Raw genomic sequence first — 14,411 nt, forward strand, 5'->3', positions numbered from 1 at the left:
ATGTGGGAGTGGTGGTTACGGGCTCTCGATCAGAGAACGTGTGACCCGTACATTTCCCCGAGCGGGTCGGCGATGAGTTCGAGGCGGGCACCGTCGGGGTCGCGGAAGTACAGCGAGACCTCGCTGTGCTCGATCAGCTCGATGCCGGCGTCGGTCAGCTTGCGGCGCAGGTGTTCCCATCGTTCGGGTTCGACGCTGATCGCGACATGATGCAGTCCGCCGAGAGCCTCCTGATAGGGGCCGATGTCGAGTCCGGGGAAGTCGAAGAACGCCAGCAGGTTGCCGTTTCCGATATCGAAGAAAAAGTGCGACGACCCGGGGTAGTCCCGATTCTCGATCAGCTCCGTGAGCGGAAACTCGAGCACATCCTGGTAGAACCGCACCGTGCGCTCGACGTCCCCGCTGATCAATGCGGTGTGATGGAGACCGCGGGCCGACGACGCAGGCCGCGTCGATACCGGCTTCAGGTGCTCGGCACGGATTCGGTCGCGCTGCGCCGCGAACCCCTCGGAGCTCTTCTGCTCGGGCGTGGTGTTCATAGCCGTGATTCCTTTCGCGAGGTGGCGACGAGGACGCCGGTCAGCTTTCGGGCCAATCGGAGTGATTGCGTCTTCAACTACTTTGAGAATACCCCAAGTAGTTGCGCTGTCAACTACTCGGGGTATTGTTGATATGTGAAGACAACTCGGTGGCTCAGCGCGCAGGAACAGCAGACGTGGCGTGCCTATCTCGACGCCACTCGCCTGCTGCTGCAAGCGCTCGATCGGCAACTCACCCGTGATGCGGGCATCTCGTTCACAGATTTCGAACTGCTCGTCGTCCTCTCGGAGGCCCCGGAGCGGCGACTGCGGATGAGCGAACTGGCAGAGGCCGTCACCACGACTCGCAGCGGGGCGACGCGGGCAATCAGCAGGCTCGTCGACGCCGGGTGGGTACGCCGCGTGGAGTGCAAGCACGACAAACGCGGAATGATGGCCGAGTTGACGGATGCCGGCGCCGACAAGCTCGCCGCCGCAAGCCCTGGACACGTGGCCGAGGTTCGCCGGAACATGTTCGACCTGCTCAGCCCCCGGGACGTCGCGATTCTCGGCCACGACTACAGCGAGATGCGCACCCACATGCTCGAGAACACCTGAACGGCAGATTCCACCCACCCGAACTCCCGAATTCCACCCACCCGCAGTGTCACCGAGCAAGAAGGACGATCAATGACGCACTCCGACAACACCTCTCCCGCACTCGACACCACGGTCACGCACGTGCCCGATCGGCACCGCTACGAGCTCGGCGTCTCGGGACAACCCGTCGGATTCACCGCATACCGCGACAACGACGGTCGCCGCATCTTCTTCCACACGGAAATCGACGACGCATTCTCCGGCCACGGCCTCAGCTCCATCCTGATCCGCCATGCACTCGACGATGTGCGCCGCTCGGGATTGCGTATCGCCGCGGTCTGCCCACTGGTGGCCGCCTACCTGAAGAAGCACGACGACTTCGAGGACATCACCGACCCGGTGACGTCCGAGATCCTCGAGTTCATTCGCTCGTCGACCCAGTAGTTTTCATTTTTAGTTGACATCGCAACGACATCCCCCTATCGTTGTAGTTGCAAGTTCAATTACTTCAGATTCTTCACCGCCCCGGTAGACCACTCTCGAGGAGTTCACTATGACCACCGCCATCACCACGCTGCCCGGCCTCACCGCAGGAACCTGGGCCATCGACCCCGTCCACTCCACCGTCGGCTTCTCCGTCCGCCATCTGATGGTCAGCAAGGTCCGCGGCACGTTCAACGACTTCACCGGCGCCATCACCGTCGCCGAGGACGGCACCGCCTCCGTCACCGCCGAGATCCAGGTCGCCTCGATCGACACCAAGAACGCCGACCGCGACGCCCACATCAAGTCGGCCGACTTCTTCGACGCCGAGCAGTTCCCCACCGCCACCTTCACCTCCACCGGCATCCGCACCAAGGGCGACGACTACGTGGTCGACGGCAACTTCACCCTCCGCGGCGTCACCCGCCCGGTCGAGCTCGCGCTCGAATTCAACGGCGTCAACCCCGGCATGGGTAACGGCCCGGTCGCCGGCTTCGAAGCCACCACCGTCCTCAACCGCAAAGACTTCGGCATCAGCATCGACATGCCCCTCGAAGGCGGCGGAGCCGTCGTCGGCGACAAGATCACCATCAGCCTCGAGATCGAAGCCGGCCTCCAGGCCTGACACCACCCCCGCGCTCACCACAGGAGCGCGCGCACCGAATGTCGCAGTAGCCCAGTTCGCTTGGGCTACTGTGACATTCGTGCGTCGAGTCGAAGAGGCGGGAACCCGGAACGCCGGTTCCCCGAATCGTCAGGTTGGCGGATCGAGGACCCGGACCGACCTCGGAAGCGGCTGTACCGCAATACCGCAACGTCTCGCCGCCGCCGCGAAAGAGTCTGTCCGGGGATCCACAGGCCAGGGCGCTTCTCCGGCCGGACCGAATACTGCGGCCGCATTCGCCGACGGGCCGGTCGTGAATCGCGTCTGATACCGGATGCCGTCGAACTCGACATCAAACGCCGCCGCCCACGCCCGGGCAATGTCATACGGGGTCATCGAACACATCTCCCGCGTGAGCACGAACGCGGCAGCCGTGCCGGCGCAGGTGTCCGCGAGGTCATGGGCACCCGGTATCCGCAAAGTCGACAGCACCCGCTCGGCCGCGAAGTCGTGGGCGATTACCCCGAGCGAGGCCAACGCCTCCCCCACCGTTTCGCGGATCGCCGTCGTCTCATCGAAGGCGACATAACACGTACCCCGCGGTGCGGACAGATCGAATCGTCCGCCACCCGAAGAAGAAAACCACCACGGTCCATTCGAAACCCGGTGTCCACGCTTGACTTGCCGCCTCCCGGTCAACCGCCACCTCGGAAACCCCGTCAGCGTGCGCTTTCCGGGCACCCGCAGAGCAACGTCCTCCCTCACGCCGCCCACCGCTGCACATCCGCGCGAGCCGCCGCCAGCACCGGGTCGACCCGGCCACCCTCGGTCAACCAATCCACCGCGGTCTTACCACCGAAAGCGTCCTGCGGTGCCCGCAGCCACAGCGCACACGTCCACGGGTCCGCCCCAGCACGCAGAGCACGCCACACCTGCACCAGCGCCGGGTCGACGGTGCCGCTGCTGGTGAACTGCCACACCGGGTAGACCCATTGACCCTCCTCTAGTTGGCAGGCGATCACCGCCCCGGTCGCAACCTTCTTGCTCACCGCCTGACGACTGACATTCCACCACCGAGTCAGGCCGGCGGTATCGTAGAACGGACCGACGACCTGGTCGTAGACATGGTGAATAGGGAGCGCAGCCGACATCGCATCTGCGATCGCCTTCACATCCGCGAACGCGTCAGTGGACACCCCAGCCGCAGCGGCCGCAGCGAACGTACGGTGCACCCGCTGCGAGAGCTCTTCCATCAGCCGCTTCTCCTGCTCCATCAGCGACGTCATCGCCCACCCCTTCCGTCAACCTTGTCAACTACGGTGTCCTATGGTGTCAACCTCGTCAACCGAATGAGTCGATCGCAGCGATGAGTTGGTCGGTGAAGCTGCCACCACCGTGGCCGCCATCGTCGACGACGACGAGTCGACTGCTCTTCCAGAGGCGAGAGAGCTCCCACGCCGTGTCCAGCGGACCGGATACGTCGTGTCGGCCGTGGACGAGTACCGCGGGGATACCCGTCAATCGGTCCATTCCCTCGCGTAGCTGGTTGTCTGCGAGGAAATGATCTCGACCCCAATAGTGGGTGACCAGGCGTGCGAACACCATACGGAACGCAGGGTCGTGGTATCGAGGGTTCGGTGTCCACCCCGGCGCCAGGGAAACGTGGGTGTCCTCCCACTCGCACCACCGCAGTGCGGCGTTCTCGCGAACGGCTGGGTCGGGATGAGCGAGCAGGCGTGCGTATGTGGCCGCAAGGTTGCCCCCGCGTTCGCCGTCCGGCACAGGTTCGACGAACCGTTCCCACTCGCGCGGGAACACCCTCCGCATGTCGCGGGTGATCCACTCGACCTCTGCGCGGGTGCCCGTGGTGATTGCACCCAACGCCATGCCGATCACACGGTCGGGATGACGCTGCGCGTAGGCCAACCCGAGCGTGACGCCCCACGAGGCACCCGCCACGACCCATCTGTCGATTCGGAGGTATTCCCGCAGTCGTTCGATGTCTTCGATCAGGTGCGCCGTCGTGTTCGTCGAGAGGTCGACGCCCGGATCATCCGCCAGTGGCCGGCTACGGCCGCATCCCCGTTGGTCGAACAGCACCGCCCGAAACGCATAGGGGTCGAAGAGCCGGCGCATTCCGGGTGTGCAACCAGAGCCGGGGCCGCCGTGCAGATAGACCACCGGAGTACCCGCAGGATTACCGACCCTCTCCCAGTACAGGACCTGACCGTCGGAGACACCCAGAAATCCGGAGTCGTAGGGTTCGACAGCTGGATACAGCGCCACCATTGACCAAGTGTGACAGTGCAGCGTGAGGTGACCGACTACCCGGTTGCCGGGACCTCCGGTGCTCGGCGACGTGGGCGGCGGAGGCGAAGCCTGCTGTAGCTGACGATTGCGAGGACGACACCGATGAGCACCAGCATGCCGATGCTGAACAGCCACCACGACGGAACGTGTTGCCAGAGCGGGTCGTCCTCCGTGCCAGGGGAGTTCGTGCGTAGATCCGCCGTCGAGGCGGCGGCGGCGAAGCCCCAGCGGGACGGGAACAGCCACGACAACTGGTCGAGCACGGCGCGGCCGGTGATGGTGATCATGCCGCCGCACATCACCAGCTGGACCATGATCGCGATGACGAGCATGGGCATCACCTGCTCGTTCGAGCGCGCCACCGACGACAACGCCATACCGAGCACCACGCAGGCGCAGGTGGTGACGGCGATGTCCACGATCAGTTCGAGGGCGCCCGAGGGGATGACCGTCCCCGGACCCGGCAGCCCTTTGCCGACGAAGACCACCGTCACCATCACCACCGACTGCACGACCCCCGCGGCGCAGAACACCACGATCTTCGCCGTCAGGTATGCGGATGGGAGCAGTCCGGCGGCGCGTTCCCGGTGGTAGATCAAGCGCTCACCGACGAGGTCGCGGATGGTCAGCGAACAACCCATGAAAGTCGCGCCGAGAATCAGAACGACCAGGATTTGGTTCAACTCGCTCGACTCGGGTGGCGCCGGACCGAATCCGGTGTCGCCGGGCACGAGCACGGACAACCCGCCGAGGACGAAGGGCAGGAAGGACAGGAAGATCAGATATCCCCTGTCGGCGCGAATCAGCCGAATCTGCCTTCGCGACACGGTGCTCCACTGCCTCCACCTCGAGGTGTGCGCGGGGCTCCCCAACGGTCCGGGCGGCGGCGGTGGACCCACGTCGACCGAGGTGCGGCGGGCACGGTACTCGGCGAACACCTTGTCGGGCTCGGCCGCGACCCGGGCGAAGACATCGGCCCAGTCGGAGCTGCCCAGCATCGACCCGACCTCGTCCGGCGGACCCACGTAGGCGGTCTTCCCGCCCGGTGCGAGGAGGAGAACCTGATCGCACATCTCGAGGTACGAGAGCGAATGCGTGACGATGACGACGACGCGGCCCGAGTCGGCGAGGCGGCGCAACGTGCCCATGATCTGTCGGTCGAGCGCGGGGTCGAGGCCCGAGGTCGGTTCGTCGAGGATGAGGAGGGACGGCCCGGTGAGCAACTCCAGCGCCACAGATGCCCGTTTACGCTGGCCGCCCGACAGGTGATCGACCCGCGTGTCCGCGTGCTCGGTGAGTTGCAGCTCGGCCAGTACCGACGCGATCACGTCCTCGCGGTCCGCCCGCGTCGTGTCCGGTGGCAGCCGCAGCTCGGCGGCGTAACCCAGTGCCTGCCGAATCGTCAATTGCCGGTGCACGACATCGTCCTGCGGGACCAACCCGATGCGGGACCGCAGGACTTGATAGTTGGCGTGGACGCTTCGGCCCTCGAAGTCGACCACACCTTCGGTCGGGGTCAGTGAGCCGGAGAGAATGGTGGCCATCGTGGTCTTGCCCGCACCCGACGGGCCGATCACCGCGGTGAGGGTGCCCCGCCCTGCAATGAGATCGACTTCTTCGAGCAGTCGACGCCCGCCTTCGATGGTCAGTCCCACGCCCTGCACGTGCAGTCCGCTCACGGCCGGTGCCGTCGTTCGCCGCGGAACGAGCCGATCGCCCTCCACGCTGAAATCGGTGTTGCCGATCGTGACGACGTCACCGTCGTTCAGCCGGGCGCGAGTTACCCGGGCACCACCGACGAATGTTCCGTTGACGCTCCCGAGGTCCTCGATCTCCAGTCCGGATTTCCGTGTATGGAGGACAGCGTGCCTGCGTGAGGCGAGTACGTCGCGGACGACCAGGTCACTGTCCGGCGCTCGACCCACCGTGACGGATCCGGCGGGAACTAATTGATCCTGAGGACGGGTCGGGACCGCGTCGTCACGCTTGGCCCCGACTTCGACCGTCGACTCGTTCCATCGCGGGCCGACCGCCTGCTGCGTCGCCTCCGGATCCTCGACGAAGATGCGCACCACGGGTCCGTCGGACGCGTTGCCGAGGCGGACGGTGACGGGATCGGTGACGCGGAGCCGCTCCCTGCGCTTACCGTCGACGAAGAACCCGTTCTTGCTGCCTGCGTCGACGAGTTGCCAGCCGTCGTCCCAGCTCAGGCGCGCATGCTCCCGCGACACCGCCGGATCGATCACCGTAACTTCCATCTGCGGGTCACGGCCGATGCGAACGGTTTTCCCCGCGTCGTAGCTCATGCGGGCGTGCTCGGTCTCGACCACCACCCGCGGGCCGGTATCCGCCGCGTCGTCCATAGCCAAGGCCTCCGTCAGCGTCGTCCGGCGTCCGGATGTCGACTCGTCCATCGTCTCACGCAGCCGCGGTCGCTCGCGGACGAAGCGATCACCAGAACCGGCCGGTCCGACCGTTCAGATCCGCGAGATTGTGGCGAGCCACGCCGGTGTGCCGTCGTCGTCGTCGTCGGATCTCGTCAGTATCCATCGTCAGCTGCGGTCGGCGCGTCTGTCGTCGAACGTGACCTGAATGTCTTCGTGGGCAACGGCACGCTGCGCCTGCGCCTGGTCGCTGAAGGTGCGCTTGTCCCCTTCGATGAGATCGACCTTCTCGGTGAACGGTGCGAGCAGGGCGCGCGGATGCAGATTGTCCACCCTCACCACATTGATCTCGACGCACAGCACGACCGTGACCCCGGCAAGGAACAGAAACGCCAACAGTCCCAGAACGATGGCGAACACACCGTTCGTGACCGAGGTGGTGCGCACCACGCTGCTGACATAGAAGGCACCGAACGTCTGCAAGATCTGCCACAGAACGGCCGCGGCCACCGCCCCGGGAACGACATCTGCATTGGACAACGGCCGTGCGGTGGTGAGCCGGAAGGCGAGGATGAAGATCCCGGAATTCAAGATCAGCGTGGCGGCGATCAGAAGCACGCTGAGGGGTCCGTCGAGATGTGCCGCGGCACCGATGCCGGAGATCGCGGCGGTGCCGAGGACAGCCAGACCGATCGTGCCGAGGAGCAGAAAACCCTGACCGCGGGCGCGGATCGGGTCGGGCCGTTGATGGCGCGGCACCGACCACGCGGTGTTCATCGCGTTCTGGCACGCCAACGCGACGCCGAGACCTCCGTACAGTGCACCCACCACGCCGATCACCAAACCGGCCCACCCACCACCGATCCGATCCTGGGTCGCGAGATCGGTCCCGATCGCCGGAAACTGGCGCAGCGCCGAGTCGATGATGTCCTGCTGCAGGCCCGGATTGCCGGCGAGAACGAAACCGAGAACCGTGGACAGCAGGAGCAACAACGGGAAAAGCGAGATGAAGCCGTAGTACGCGATCAATGCGGCGAGATACACGCCCTGATCGTCGAGGAACTTGTACAGCACGGCGATCGGAAATCCGAGCGCCGGGTGACGACGCTGAAGGGCGTCCAACCGCCTCGCAATGCTCATGTTCCTCATTTTGCCCTGGCAGGCGGCGGAAGGCGCAGGTAAGAAGCATGCTGCCCTCGGGCACCAGTCAGCTCCGGGGATTCCGTCGATCCTCGCCGAGCGGCACGATCACCGTGTTCTCGGATGGTTGGCGCGGACGTTCACCTCGGCGAGCGCGACCGTTCGCTCGATCCGACGCTGCCTGGTGTCCGGCCTCTTCGCCTTCGCGATCCACTCCAGGATCAGCCGCCGCGACGACGGCGGAAAGGCTTCGAAGTTGTTGCGTGCGTCTTCATTTCGATCGAGCAACGTGCGCAGGTCGTCCGGGACACTCTCGTCGTCCGGCAGCACCTGCCACGTTCCCTTGGCCATGGCCAGATCGATCATCGCCTGACCCTGCTCTGTCATCAGACCGAGCTCGATCATTCTCGCCGCACGCTCACGATTCACCCGGCTCCAGGAACTCCGCTCGGTGCGCGGAGTGAATCGCAGCCGCGAACTGTGCGCATCGTGCTTGCGGTGCACACCGTCGATCCAGCCGAAGCACAGCGCCTGCTCGATCGCCTCCGCGTAGCGCACGCTCGCGGTGCCACTGTCCTTGTGGTGGAGGACGAGCCACACTTCCTTCTCGGACCGACAGTTCTGTGCGAGCCAGTCCCGCCATTCGGCGGACGTACTCGCGGACACGGTGCTCACCTCAGGCTCCCGTCCGGGATCCGAGGACCTCGAGGTAGTGCTGGTTGTACATCACGCCGAGGACGTTGCCGAACGGGTCGACGACGGAAGCGGTGACGAATCCGGGTCCGTGCTCGACCGGCTTGGCATGCACGACGGCGCCCAGGGACAGCAACCGTTCGAAGGCGGCCTCGACGTCGTCCACCGCCCAGTAGGTCATTCCCGCCCCTGCCTCACCGGTCCGGCTCTCCGCCGCGAATCGACGATCGATGATGCCCAACTCGTGCTGGTAGTCGCCGATCCGGAATTCGATATACGCGGGCGCTCCCTGCACCTCGCGCGCGAAGTACGGCTCGATGCCCAGCAGTTCGGTGTACCAGTCCCGTGCAGCCGAAAGGTCGTCCGCGAAGAAGTTGACGGTGGTGAGTCCTCGCAACATGTGTGGTTCCTTCCATCGGTGAGTGACAAGAACAATCTTCCGCCCCAAAGTGCTCACCAAGTGAGCACTTTCTGGAGGAGACTTCACCTATGCGCGCAGACCGCCTCGTCGCCACCCTTCTACTCATGCAGTCGCGTGGCCGCGCGACCGCCGCCGAGCTCGCCGAGGAACTCGAAGTGTCCGTCGCCACTGCCCGCCGCGACCTCGAGGCCTTGTCGGTGGCGGGCATCCCGGTCTATCCCCAACCCGGCCGCGGAGGTGGTTGGTCACTCGTCGGTGGCGCGCGCACCGATCTGAGCGGCCTCTCGGCAACGGAAGCGCAGGCCCTGTTTCTGCTGGTCGGTCCGGCCGCGGCCGTCTCGGACGAGGCGAAAGCGGCGATGCGCAAACTCGTGCGAGCCCTTCCTCAGACCTTCCGGGCCGACGCTGAGGCCGCTGCCAGCGCCACGATGATCGACCCCACCCGGTGGGGGGAGCGGGACCGCCGCCGACCCGAGATGGTCGACCTTCTGCAGGATGCCGTGATCCGCCGACGCAAGGTACGACTGACGTACAGCAACAGCGCCCGACAGCAATCCGAGCGGCTCGTCGACCCGTGGGGGCTGGTCGACAAAGATGACACGTGGTACCTGCTCGCCGGAACCGACAAGGGGCAGCGCACCTTCCGCGTCGACCGCATCATGGCCAGCGAGCCCACCGACCACCCGGCCGAGCGGCCGGACGGCTTTGCGCTCGCCACCGCGTGGGAGCGAATCGTCGGGCAAATGGAGGAGAAGCGGTCACGCACGTGGGCCACCGTCCTCATCGAAGCGCGGTTCGTGCCCATACTCCGTGACCACTTCGGCCGCCACTGCCACACCGACGCCGAGCTCGACGACGGCCGCGTCCGCGTTCGCCTCGCCGCACCCACCCCGTTGGACATCGCCCGCAACCTCGCCGGGTGGGGTGCCATGGTCGAAGTTCTGGACCCATCGTCGGTGCAATCCGAACTCGCACGGATCGGCGGTGAACTCGTCGGCCGCTATGGTCCGGGTTGATCATTCCCCGGACGACTGGGTCAGGGCCGACGTCAGTACCTTCGCGGCGCACGGCGGCGAGTGACATCGGCGACGACGCCGGCGAGTGCCTCGTCGATCACACCGCCGCTACGGGCGGTCATCGTCGTCCAGGATGTCTGCACGGCGCCGCCGTCACCATCGGTGATCTCGTTTCGAAACACCAGGACATCTTGTCCGTGCGACTCCCGGAACGACTCGAGAGTCGACTCGCAGTAGAGCTGGTCTCCCACCCGAACAGGTCTGTGTACCACGATGCGCTGGTCGGTGTGCAGAACCTGACTCAAATCGTAGACCGTCACGAATTCGGTAAAAAGATGCTGTTGGACAATGGAACCCAGGATCGACGTGAACGTGATCGGTGCGATCAACGTTCGATAGCCGAGTTCCGCGGCATCCTCCTCGAGGTGGTGTGCCGGGTGATCGTCGTGCACGGCATCGGCGAACTCGCGGATTTTCTCGCGGCCGACCTCGTAGTAACCCGGCATTCGATAGGTGTGCCCGACCAGTGCCGCAACCTGGTCGCTCACAGTCAATTCGGCTGTCATAAGGCGAGGCTGAACTGCATGACGTCGATGTAGCCGTCGCGGAAGTAATTCGCGCAGCCGCTCAGGTACTTCATGTAGGTGTCATAGGTCTGCTCCGAGGCGGCGACGATCGCCTCCTCGCGGTGCTCGGCCAGGGCGGTGGCCCACGAATCGAGCGTCCGCGCGTAATGCTGCTGCAGCGGCTGTATCCGCTCCACCCGAAATCCGGCCTTCTCCGCACCTGCCACCACCCACTCCGGTTCCGGCAGTTGACCCCCCGGGAAGATCTCGTGCTGAATGAACTGTCCGAAGAGTAGAACCTCACGATTGATGGGCAAGCCCAGCTCTCGGATGCGGTGGCGGTTGATCTGAGTGATGGTGTGCAGCAACATTCGACCATCTTCGGGCAGCATCTTCCGGCATCGCTGGAAGAAGGTGTCGTAGCGTTCACGCCGGAAGTGTTCGAAAGCACCGATACTGACGATCCGGTCTACCGGCTCGTCGAAATCTTCCCAGCCCTCGAGGCGCACCTCCGCCGTGAGATCTCCGAGGGGCAGCCGCGAGAATTCCTCGTTCACGTGCTCGAACTGGTTACGGCTCAACGTCAACCCGATGACGTTCACCTGGTACCGGTCGATCGCCCGCAGCATGGTGGACCCCCAGCCGCACCCCACGTCCAGCAGCGTCATACCCGGTCGCAGATCGCACTTACCCAACGCAAGGTCGACTTTGGCGATCTGCGCCTCTTCGAGACTCATCTCGTCACGTTCGAAATACGCACAGCTGTAGGTACGAGTGGGATCGAGGAACAGGGCGAAGAACTCATCGGAGAGGTCGTAGTGGGATTGCACATCGGCGTAGAACGGGGTCAACTTGTCCACTGCGCGACCCACCTCTCGTGATCAGTGCAGATGCACCAACGTCGAGCTGGCTGCTTAGCTCACGAACCTTTTCACTGGAGCGATGACGTCGACCCCTCGGAGACGACGCCACCGTCCGGCTGATCTCAAGATACCCACTGCGTGCTCGGCCCGCGACCGGAACTCCATGAAAATGTCGTTGGGCACTCCGCTCCCGCGCCGCTGACTCAGTGTGTGGTCAGCGATACCTCCGTGGTCGCGGTGGTGTGCACCTCGGTGCGCTCCACGCGCAGGCGCGAGACCGCCAAGGCGGCGAGACCGAAGGACACGGCGACAAGTACGTAGAGCTGAGCCGGGGACCAGTGCAGATCGAGGAGGGCCCCCGCAACGATGGGTGACGCAATCGCTCCGATCCTGCCGATACCGATACCCCACCCGACGCCCGTGGCTCGGACCGCGGGGGCATACACCGAGGGGGTGATCGCGTACAGGCCCGCGATACACCCGTTGACGAACACACCGATGAGAGCACCGAGGGCGAAGGCGAGCACGATGGTCGCGGTGGTGGGCACGAACACGGTGAGCAGCACACCTGCGACGAGCATGTAGGCGATCAGCACCCGCTTCAGTGCGAACCTGGCCGACAACGCCCCGAGCAGCGTGGCGCCGAAAATGCCCCCGAGGTTGAGGAGCACGCCGCCGGTCACGCCCTCATTCGCCGACATACCGGCCTCGACCAGCAGCTTGGGGGTCCAACTGGTGACGAAGTAGAACCCGAACATCGCCATGAAGAACGCCGACCACACCAGCAAGGTGTTGCGGCGCTGCTGCGGTGCGAGCAACGCCCGCATCTTCGATCCGCCCTCGGCGGCCTCCTTGGCCCTGGGCTCCGGCAACACGGTCAGGCTGTCCTGACCGACCTTCGCGGCGAAGGCGTTGATGCGCTCGAGGGCCTTGGCCGGGCGGCGTTCGAGGAGGAAGTCGATCGATTCGGGCAACCGCAGGTAGACGACGGGAATGATGGCGGCAGTACACAATCCACCGAACAGGAACACCGACCGCCACCCGTAGGACGTCTGCAGGACCACCGCAATGATGCCGCCGAGGGTGGCACCGATGGCGTAACCGGTCGAGTTGAGGCTCACCGCCAGACCGCGCCACCGCGTCGAGGCGTACTCACTTGCGATCACGTTGCTGCTGGCCAAGATTCCGCCGATGCCGATGCCGGTCAGTGCGCGCAGCAGCCCGAGTTGCATCGCGCTCTGACTGATCGCGGACAGCAGCATTCCCGTGGACGCCAGCACCAGGCACAGCAGGATCATCGCCCGCCTGCCGATGGTGTCCGCCCAGGGCGCGAGGAACAGCGATCCCGCCGCCATACCGAACAACCCGGCGCTGAGCAGGAGGCCGAGGACAGAGCCCGACAGAGCCCATTCCTTCGACACCGACTGCGCTGTGAATGCCATCACCAGCACATCGAAGCCGTCGAGGACGTTGAGTAACACGCAGATCGCGACCGCTCCCCACTGGTACCGCGTCATCGGACTATGGTCGATACGCTCACGCAAGTCGAACGTCATCTGATCTCTCCCTTTTCTCGGCAGCTCAGCGCTGCACGGTCGTGACGCGTACCGGCAAGGACTTCCAGGAACGCAACGTGTTGTTGAGGTGGCGCCGAACCGGGCCCACGATGTCGATCGACTCCACCCGGGACGCCAGCGCTGTCAACAGCGCCTCGGATTCGAGCCTTGCCACGTGCTGACCGACACATTGATGAATGCCCATTCCGAATCCGACGTGCCCGGAGGGGTTTCGGGTGAGATCGAAGGCGTCCGGGTTGTCCCATCGGCGAGGGTCCCGGTTGGCGGCACCCAGGAACATCAGGATTTTCTTGCCGTCCGGGACGACGGTGCCCGCAATGTCGATGTCGCCGGTGGCGGTGCGGAAGAACGTCTGGACCGGCGACTCCCACCGCACCGCCTCGTCGAAAGCGGTGCGCGCCAGAGCGGCGTTCTGCCGCAGCAGCGCCCACTGGTCGGGGTGACGCGCGAACGCGTAGAGGACGGCGGCGAGCCCGTTGACCGTGGTGTCGACGCCCGCCGTCAAGAGGGAGCGAACCACGAGCGGTGCCTGCTCGTACGTGATGTCACCGCGATCGGCAGCCGCCCAGATCTGCGCTCCGAACCCGTCGTCGGCGAGTACCTCGCGGCGGCATCGGTCAGCGACCCAGTCCGACAGTTCGGCCACTCGGGGTGCACCCCGCTCCACCAAACTGTTGACGGGACCGAACGCATTGAACGCGTGGTCCCCGTAGGGCAGCAAGTTGTCGCGGCCCTCCTCGGGAAGTCCCACCGCGTCGGGAAAGACTCGGAGCGGGAACGCAGCGGCCAGATCGGTGACCGCATCGAACTCTGTGGACTCGAGTAGCCGGTCGACCAGCACTTCCGCGTCGGCGAACCACGCTGCGCGCAGTTTCTGCAGTGCGCGCGGTCCGAGAATCTTGCTCAGCACGGCCCGTGGTGCGTCGTGGTGCGGGGGATCCGCTTCGAGCAGAAGACTCGGTGGCCGCCACGGCTGCTCGTACCGGAAGTTGGTCAACCCGACACCGGCGGCAGACTGGAACGACTGCCAGTCGGTCAGAGCAGTGTGGACCTGTTCGTAGCGCCCCATCGCGAACACGTCGTACCGGCTCAGGTAGACGACGGGGCCGGCATCACGCAGATGCGCCTGATACGGCAACGGATCTTCCAGGACACCCAGTGCGAACGGGTCGACGTCGCTGACGGGCAGGGTGGAGGCAGGGGCGAACATCGTCACGGTAAAAGTCCTTCGCTGGT

At 65.1% G+C, this 14,411-nt stretch carries 16 protein-coding genes; 4 read left to right on the plus strand and 12 right to left on the minus strand.

The window, feature by feature from the left end:
• Positions 1 to 29 precede the first annotated feature (29 nt).
• Positions 30 to 539 carry a VOC family protein gene (locus CBI38_RS28910; RefSeq protein ID WP_109334360.1) on the minus strand — a complete coding sequence of 170 codons (510 nt, stop codon included), beginning with the start codon at positions 537 to 539 and terminating at the stop codon, positions 30 to 32.
• 135 nt (positions 540 to 674) lie between these two features.
• Here CBI38_RS28910 and CBI38_RS28915 point away from each other — a divergent pair, with 135 nt between their 5' ends.
• From CBI38_RS28915 to CBI38_RS28925, 3 genes are all read left to right on the plus strand, one after another.
• Positions 675 to 1,136, plus strand: a complete 462-nt coding sequence (locus CBI38_RS28915) for a MarR family winged helix-turn-helix transcriptional regulator (protein WP_109334362.1) — start codon at positions 675 to 677, stop codon at positions 1,134 to 1,136.
• Positions 1,137 to 1,208: 72 nt separating this feature from the next.
• The gene (locus tag CBI38_RS28920) at positions 1,209 to 1,562 is read left to right on the plus strand and encodes a GNAT family N-acetyltransferase (RefSeq protein WP_109334364.1); all 354 of its coding nucleotides are present in this window, start codon (positions 1,209 to 1,211) and stop codon (positions 1,560 to 1,562) included.
• A 109-nt stretch (positions 1,563 to 1,671) separates the two neighbouring features.
• Positions 1,672 to 2,226 carry a YceI family protein gene (locus CBI38_RS28925; RefSeq protein ID WP_109334366.1) on the plus strand — a complete coding sequence of 185 codons (555 nt, stop codon included), beginning with the start codon at positions 1,672 to 1,674 and terminating at the stop codon, positions 2,224 to 2,226.
• A gap of 129 nt (positions 2,227 to 2,355) precedes the next feature.
• On the opposite strand, the gene CBI38_RS28930 is transcribed toward CBI38_RS28925, so the two are convergent.
• The 7 genes from CBI38_RS28930 to CBI38_RS28965 all read right to left on the minus strand — a co-directional run bounded on the left by CBI38_RS28930 (position 2,356) and on the right by CBI38_RS28965 (position 9,132).
• Complete coding sequence (locus tag CBI38_RS28930) at positions 2,356 to 2,970, minus strand: RES family NAD+ phosphorylase (protein ID WP_418328295.1); 615 nt, start codon at positions 2,968 to 2,970, stop codon at positions 2,356 to 2,358.
• Entirely contained in the window at positions 2,967 to 3,491 is a 525-nt protein-coding gene (locus tag CBI38_RS28935) for a DUF2384 domain-containing protein (RefSeq protein ID WP_109334370.1), read from the minus strand. Before CBI38_RS28935 ends, CBI38_RS28930 begins: the two co-directional genes overlap by 4 nt.
• 55 nt (positions 3,492 to 3,546) lie before the next feature.
• Positions 3,547 to 4,494 carry a prolyl aminopeptidase gene (gene pip, locus CBI38_RS28940; protein ID WP_109334372.1) on the minus strand — a complete coding sequence of 316 codons (948 nt, stop codon included), beginning with the start codon at positions 4,492 to 4,494 and terminating at the stop codon, positions 3,547 to 3,549.
• Between the two features lie 35 nt (positions 4,495 to 4,529).
• Entirely contained in the window at positions 4,530 to 6,878 is a 2,349-nt protein-coding gene (locus CBI38_RS28945) for an FHA domain-containing protein (protein ID WP_109334374.1), read from the minus strand.
• A 189-nt stretch (positions 6,879 to 7,067) separates the two neighbouring features.
• Positions 7,068 to 8,039, minus strand: a complete 972-nt coding sequence (locus CBI38_RS28955; RefSeq protein WP_109334378.1) for a YihY/virulence factor BrkB family protein — start codon at positions 8,037 to 8,039, stop codon at positions 7,068 to 7,070.
• A 108-nt stretch (positions 8,040 to 8,147) separates the two neighbouring features.
• The gene (locus tag CBI38_RS28960; protein WP_109334380.1) at positions 8,148 to 8,714 is read right to left on the minus strand and encodes a YdeI/OmpD-associated family protein; all 567 of its coding nucleotides are present in this window, start codon (positions 8,712 to 8,714) and stop codon (positions 8,148 to 8,150) included.
• A 1-nt stretch (position 8,715) separates the two neighbouring features.
• On the minus strand, positions 8,716 to 9,132 hold the full coding sequence (locus CBI38_RS28965) for a VOC family protein (RefSeq protein WP_109334382.1): 417 nt from the start codon (positions 9,130 to 9,132) through the stop codon (positions 8,716 to 8,718).
• A gap of 89 nt (positions 9,133 to 9,221) precedes the next feature.
• Here CBI38_RS28965 and CBI38_RS28970 point away from each other — a divergent pair, with 89 nt between their 5' ends.
• The gene (locus CBI38_RS28970) at positions 9,222 to 10,169 is read left to right on the plus strand and encodes a helix-turn-helix transcriptional regulator (RefSeq protein ID WP_109334384.1); all 948 of its coding nucleotides are present in this window, start codon (positions 9,222 to 9,224) and stop codon (positions 10,167 to 10,169) included.
• A 32-nt stretch (positions 10,170 to 10,201) separates the two neighbouring features.
• On the opposite strand, the gene hadA is transcribed toward CBI38_RS28970, so the two are convergent.
• The 4 genes from hadA to CBI38_RS28990 all read right to left on the minus strand — a co-directional run bounded on the left by hadA (position 10,202) and on the right by CBI38_RS28990 (position 14,385).
• Positions 10,202 to 10,717: a (3R)-hydroxyacyl-ACP dehydratase subunit HadA gene (hadA, locus tag CBI38_RS28975; RefSeq protein ID WP_230989997.1), complete on the minus strand. Its 516-nt coding sequence runs from the start codon at positions 10,715 to 10,717 to the stop codon at positions 10,202 to 10,204.
• A 14-nt stretch (positions 10,718 to 10,731) separates the two neighbouring features.
• On the minus strand, positions 10,732 to 11,595 hold the full coding sequence (locus tag CBI38_RS28980; RefSeq protein ID WP_109334387.1) for a cyclopropane mycolic acid synthase family methyltransferase: 864 nt from the start codon (positions 11,593 to 11,595) through the stop codon (positions 10,732 to 10,734).
• Between the two features lie 206 nt (positions 11,596 to 11,801).
• Positions 11,802 to 13,154: an MFS transporter gene (locus tag CBI38_RS28985; protein WP_109334389.1), complete on the minus strand. Its 1,353-nt coding sequence runs from the start codon at positions 13,152 to 13,154 to the stop codon at positions 11,802 to 11,804.
• A 25-nt stretch (positions 13,155 to 13,179) separates the two neighbouring features.
• On the minus strand, positions 13,180 to 14,385 hold the full coding sequence (locus tag CBI38_RS28990) for a cytochrome P450 (protein WP_109335446.1): 1,206 nt from the start codon (positions 14,383 to 14,385) through the stop codon (positions 13,180 to 13,182).
• Between the last annotated feature and the right edge of the window lie 26 nt (positions 14,386 to 14,411).

Origin of the sequence: Rhodococcus oxybenzonivorans (assembly GCF_003130705.1) — a bacterium.
GTDB lineage: Bacteria > Actinomycetota > Actinomycetes > Mycobacteriales > Mycobacteriaceae > Rhodococcus_F > Rhodococcus_F oxybenzonivorans.